This is a genomic window from Dechloromonas sp. ZS-1 (genome assembly GCF_039649255.1).
GTDB lineage: Bacteria > Pseudomonadota > Gammaproteobacteria > Burkholderiales > Rhodocyclaceae > Azonexus.
In genome coordinates this window covers 1-4,894 of sequence record NZ_JBDIYD010000031.1, presented here as the reverse complement: position 1 = coordinate 4,894, position 4,894 = coordinate 1, and the positions used below count along the sequence as shown (strand labels likewise).

General features: G+C 61.1%; 3 protein-coding genes and 2 pseudogenes. 3 read left to right on the top strand and 2 right to left on the bottom strand.

Annotated features, from left to right (window positions below):
* Positions 1-399 precede the first annotated feature (399 nt).
* The gene (locus tag AACO21_RS16600; RefSeq protein WP_000376623.1) at positions 400-900 is read right to left on the bottom strand and encodes a GNAT family N-acetyltransferase; all 501 of its coding nucleotides are present in this window, start codon (positions 898-900) and stop codon (positions 400-402) included.
* 127 nt (positions 901-1,027) lie between these two features.
* Positions 1,028-1,879, bottom strand: coding sequence for a sulfonamide-resistant dihydropteroate synthase Sul1 (sul1, locus tag AACO21_RS16595; RefSeq protein WP_000946487.1), 852 nt, complete (start codon positions 1,877-1,879; stop codon positions 1,028-1,030).
* 101 nt (positions 1,880-1,980) lie between these two features.
* Between sul1 and intI1 the strand changes: the two are divergent.
* From intI1 to AACO21_RS16580, 3 genes and pseudogenes are all read left to right on the top strand, one after another.
* Positions 1,981-3,008 (top strand): annotated as a pseudogene (gene intI1, locus AACO21_RS16590) (class 1 integron integrase IntI1).
* 295 nt (positions 3,009-3,303) lie between these two features.
* Entirely contained in the window at positions 3,304-3,864 is a 561-nt protein-coding gene (locus tag AACO21_RS16585; RefSeq protein ID WP_003055107.1) for a recombinase family protein, read from the top strand.
* Positions 3,865-3,866: 2 nt separating this feature from the next.
* Positions 3,867-4,817, top strand: a pseudogene (locus AACO21_RS16580) (DUF4158 domain-containing protein); the annotation flags it as partial.
* Positions 4,818-4,894 lie beyond the last annotated feature (77 nt).

Below are 4,894 nucleotides of genomic sequence, written 5' to 3'. Positions count from 1 at the left end.
TATTGAACTGTCAGGAGCTGGCTGCACAACAGCCATTACGCCCAATCAACTGGTGCAGTCGTCTTCTGAAAATGACATTTGGTATCTCTCATAAACGGATGTTTTTGAGAGAACTATCTTCGGCCTTCACACGCACGAAAGGCGGCGAAGCTCCGCCGTTAATCCGTCCGCCGGAGATCTCGCCCAGGCAGGCTGAAGGCCGAGCAAGCCTGACAGGCCCGAAAAGCCCGGCACGGGCGTCGGCGGCGATGACGGCGGCGGCATTATCCAGGGTTGATGATGGAAGTGGAGGATATCGACAACCTCTCGCGCAACCAAAACATCGCGGTCGGACTGCAAGTGATCTTGAAGCCACGGGCCCGTCCCACCCCGACATGGACCTCGATGCCCGAACGGACGTTAGATTTCGAGTTCTAGGCGTTCTGCGATGAAGGTTGGATCCCAGCCGGGATTGAAAGTGTCGACGTGGGTGAATCCGAGCCGCTCGTATAGGCCACGCAGGTTCGGGTGGCAGTCGAGCCGCAGCTTGGCGCACCCCTGCGTTCGCGCGGCATGGCGGCAAGCCTCGATCAGCGCGGAGCTGACACCCCGGCCCGCATGTGTCCGTCGCACCGCGAGCTTGTGCAGATATGCGGCCTCCCCCTTGAGGGCGTCGGGCCAGAACTCGGGATCCTCGGCCGACAAGGTGCAACAGCCGACGATGCCGTCGCTGCAACTCGCGACTAGGAGCTCGGATCTCAGGACGAAGGTCTCCGCGAATGTCCGGTCGATCCGCGCGACGTCCCAGGCGGGCGTTCCCTTGGCGGACATCCACGCCGCAGCGTCGTGCATCAGCCGCACAACCTCGTCGATATCACCCGAGCAGGCGACCCGAACGTTCGGAGGCTCCTCGCTGTCCATTCGCTCCCCTGGCGCGGTATGAACCGCCGCCTCATAGTGCAGTTTGATCCTGACGAGCCCAGCATGTCTGCGCCCACCTTCGCGGAACCTGACCAGGGTCCGCTAGCGGGCGGCCGGAAGGTGAATGCTAGGCATGATCTAACCCTCGGTCTCTGGCGTCGCGACTGCGAAATTTCGCGAGGGTTTCCGAGAAGGTGATTGCGCTTCGCAGATCTCCAGGCGCGTGGGTGCGGACGTAGTCAGCGCCATTGCCGATCGCGTGAAGTTCCGCCGCAAGGCTCGCTGGACCCAGATCCTTTACAGGAAGGCCAACGGTGGCGCCCAAGAAGGATTTCCGCGACACCGAGACCAATAGCGGAAGCCCCAACGCCGACTTCAGCTTTTGAAGGTTCGACAGCACGTGCAGCGATGTTTCCGGTGCGGGGCTCAAGAAAAATCCCATCCCCGGATCGAGGATGAGCCGGTCGGCAGCGACCCCGCTCCGTCGCAAGGCGGAAACCCGCGCCTCGAAGAACCGCACAATCTCGTCGAGCGCGTCTTCGGGTCGAAGGTGACCGGTGCGGGTGGCGATGCCATCCCGCTGCGCTGAGTGCATAACCACCAGCCTGCAGTCCGCCTCAGCAATATCGGGATAGAGCGCAGGGTCAGGAAATCCTTGGATATCGTTCAGGTAGCCCACGCCGCGCTTGAGCGCATAGCGCTGGGTTTCCGGTTGGAAGCTGTCGATTGAAACACGGTGCATCTGATCGGACAGGGCGTCTAAGAGCGGCGCAATACGTCTGATCTCATCGGCCGGCGATACAGGCCTCGCGTCCGGATGGCTGGCGGCCGGTCCGACATCCACGACGTCTGATCCGACTCGCAGCATTTCGATCGCCGCGGTGACAGCGCCGGCGGGGTCTAGCCGCCGGCTCTCATCGAAGAAGGAGTCCTCGGTGAGATTCAGAATGCCGAACACCGTCACCCTGCTGCGTAACATCGTTGCTGCTCCATAACATCAAACATCGACCCACGGCGTAACGCGCTTGCTGCTTGGATGCCCGAGGCATAGACTGTACAAAAAAACAGTCATAACAAGCCATGAAAACCGCCACTGCGCCGTTACCACCGCTGCGTTCGGTCAAGGTTCTGGACCAGTTGCGTGAGCGCATACGCTACTTGCATTACAGTTTACGAACCGAACAGGCTTATGTCAACAGGCTTATGTCCACTGGGTTCGTGCCTTCATCCGTTTCCACGGTGTGCGTCACCCGGCAACCTTGGGCAGCAGCGAAGTCGAGGCATTTCTGTCCTGGCTGGCGAACGAGCGCAAGGTTTCGGTCTCCACGCATCGTCAGGCATTGGCGGCCTTGCTGTTCTTCTACGGCAAGGTGCTGTGCACGGATCTGCCCTGGCTTCAGGAGATCGGAAGACCTCGGCCGTCGCGGCGCTTGCCGGTGGTGCTGACCCCGGATGAAGTGGTTCGCATCCTCGGTTTTCTGGAAGGCGAGCATCGTTTGTTCGCCCAGCTTCTGTATGGAACGGGCATGCGGATCAGTGAGGGTTTGCAACTGCGGGTCAAGGATCTGGATTTCGATCACGGCACGATCATCGTGCGGGAGGGCAAGGGCTCCAAGGATCGGGCCTTGATGTTACCCGAGAGCTTGGCACCCAGCCTGCGCGAGCAGCTGTCGCGTGCACGGGCATGGTGGCTGAAGGACCAGGCCGAGGGCCGCAGCGGCGTTGCGCTTCCCGACGCCCTTGAGCGGAAGTATCCGCGCGCCGGGCATTCCTGGCCGTGGTTCTGGGTTTTTGCGCAGCACACGCATTCGACCGATCCACGGAGCGGTGTCGTGCGTCGCCATCACATGTATGACCAGACCTTTCAGCGCGCCTTCAAACGTGCCGTAGAACAAGCAGGCATCACGAAGCCCGCCACACCGCACACCCTCCGCCACTCGTTCGCGACGGCCTTGCTCCGCAGCGGTTACGACATTCGAACCGTGCAGGATCTGCTCGGCCATTCCGACGTCTCTACGACGATGATTTACACGCATGTGCTGAAAGTTGGCGGTGCCGGAGTGCGCTCACCGCTTGATGCGCTGCCGCCCCTCACTAGTGAGAGGTAGGGCAGCGCAAGTCAATCCTGGCGGATTCACTACCCCTGCGCGAAGGCCATCGGTGCCGCATCGAACGGCCGGTTGCGGAAAGTCCTCCCTGCGTCCGCTGATGGCCGGCAGCAGCCCGTCGTTGCCTGATGGATCCAACCCCTCCGCTGCTATAGTGCAGTCGGCTTCTGACGTTCAGTGCAGCCGTCTTCTGAAAACGACAGCAACGTCAGAATAGAGTTAACTTTTGTGTTTCTTGACACCTGCGGCGAAAGGTCATAGATTTCTTCCTGACACTTTCGTATTTGGAGGTATCTTGCAGGGTCAACGCATCGGCTACGTCCGGGTCAGCAGCTTCGACCAGAACCCGGAGCGGCAACTGGAGCATGTCGAAGTCGGCAGGGTGTTCACCGACAAGGCGTCGGGCAAGGACACCCAGCGGCCCGAGCTTGATTCGCTGCTGGCCTTCGTGCGCGAAGGCGACACCGTGGTGGTTCACAGCATGGATCGCTTGGCGCGCAACCTCGATGACTTGCGCCGCCTCGTACAAAAGCTGACCAAGCGCGGCGTGCGCATCGAGTTCGTCAAGGAAAGCCTGACCTTCACCGGCGAGGATTCACCGATGGCGAACCTGATGCTGTCGGTCATGGGGGCATTCGCCGAATTCGAGCGGGCCTTGATCCGTGAGCGGCAGCGCGAAGGCATCGCGCTCGCTAAGCAACGCGGAGCCTACCGAGGCCGAAAGAAGTCTCTGAGCGGTGAACAGATTGCTGAACTGAAACGGCGCGTCACGGCGGGCGAGCAAAAAGCGAAGCTGGCCCGTGAATTTGGTGTCAGCCGGGAGACCCTGTATCAATACTTGAAATTGGATCAATAAATATGCCTCGTCGTTCCATACTGTCCGCCGCCGAGCGGGAAAGCCTGTTGGCGTTGCCGGACACCAAGGACGACCTAATTCGACATTACACGTTCAGCGATACCGATCTCTCCATCATCCGCCAGCGGCGCGGGCCTGCGAATCGCTTGGGCTTTGCCGTGCAGCTCTGCTACCTGCGCTTTCCCGGAATCTTCCTTGGTGTCGATCAGGCGCCGTCTTTGCCCCTACTGAAACTGGTCGCCGACCAGCTCAAGGTCGGCGTCGAAAGCTGGGACGACTACGGGCAGCGGGAGCAGACCCGGCGCGAGCACCTGGTCGAGCTGCAAACGGTGTTTGGCTTCCAGCCGTTCACCATGAGCCACTACCGGCAGGCCGTGCACACGCTGACCGACCTGGCCATGCAAACCGACAAAGGCATCGTGCTGGCTAGCACCTTGGTTGAGCATCTGCGGCGACAGTCGATCATCCTGCCCGCGCTCAACGCCATCGAGCGCGCTAGCGCCGAGGCCATCACTCGCGCCAACCGGCGCATCTATGACGCCTTGGCCGAACCACTGTCGGACACGCATCGCCGCCGCCTCGACGATCTGCTCAGGCGCCGGGACAACGGCAAGACGACCTGGCTGGCCTGGCTGCGCCAGTCGCCGGTTAAACCGAACTCGCGGCACATGCTGGAACACATCGAACGCCTCAAGGCGTGGCAGGCGCTCGATCTGCCTTCCGGTATCGAGCGGTCGGTGCACCAGAACCGCCTGCTCAAGATCGCCCGTGAGGGTGGCCAGATGACGCCCGCCGACTTAGCCAAGTTCGAGCCGCAACGGCGCTACGCCACCCTCGTGGCGCTGGCCATCGAGGGCATGGCCACGGTCACCGACGAAATCATCGACTTGCACGACCGCATCCTGGGCAAGCTGTTCAACGCCGCCAAAAACAAGCATCAGCAGCAGTTTCAGGGGCTCTGTTGCAAAAATCGTGAAGCTTGAGCATGCTTGGCGGAGATTGGACGGACGGAACGATGACGGATTTCAAG

Excerpts from the sequence above, each read along its gene's own strand:
- AACO21_RS16600 (WP_000376623.1), bottom strand. The coding sequence starts at position 900 with ATGGACAGCGAGGAGCCTCCGAACGTTCGGGTCGCCTGCTCGGGTGAT.
- sul1 (WP_000946487.1), bottom strand. The coding sequence starts at position 1,879 with ATGTTACGCAGCAGGGTGACGGTGTTCGGCATTCTGAATCTCACCGAG.